Source organism: Paracraurococcus ruber (genome assembly GCF_004353985.1).
GTDB classification, from domain to species: domain Bacteria; phylum Pseudomonadota; class Alphaproteobacteria; order Acetobacterales; family Acetobacteraceae; genus Paracraurococcus; species Paracraurococcus ruber.
This window is the reverse complement of sequence record NZ_SMOA01000699.1, coordinates 1-463: the sequence shown is the minus strand read 5'-3', so window position 1 is coordinate 463 and position 463 is coordinate 1. Positions and strand designations below refer to the sequence as shown.

General features: G+C 82.3%; 1 pseudogene. It reads left to right on the top strand.

Annotated features, from left to right (window positions below):
• Nucleotides 1–173 precede the first annotated feature (173 nt).
• Nucleotides 174–463: pseudogene (locus tag E2C05_RS32480) on the top strand (hypothetical protein); the annotation flags it as partial.

Here is a 463-nt window from a genome sequence, read left to right as displayed (position 1 = left end):
CGGGGCGCGGGGGCGCCGCGCCACCCGGTGGCGAAGGGCGGGCCAGCGGCCCGGGCGGACCGGCCCGGGACGCCGGCCCAGGAGAGAGGCGAGGCCGCGCCAGGCACGCCCCGTGGGGACGGGGCCGGCCGGGGGCGGCCCGGCGATGGCGACCGGCGCCGGGGGGCGCGACGATGCGGCCGAGGGGTATGCGGTTCTGGGGGCTGGTCTCGGCCGCGATGCATGTCGCGCTGCTGCTGCTCGGCCTCGTCTTCGGCCTGCCGAAGCACCTGGAGGAGCCGGAGGAGGCGATCGCCGTCGAGATCGTGCAGGCGCCGCAGGTGGCGCAGGGCGACCAGCCGGCGCCGGTGCCGGGGCCGGTGATCGCGCAGCAGCCGCCGCGGCCCGAGCCGCCCTCCCCCACGCCGGTGCAGCAGGCGGCGCCCAGCCCGCCGCCTCCCCCGCCACCGCCGCCGCCCGCGCC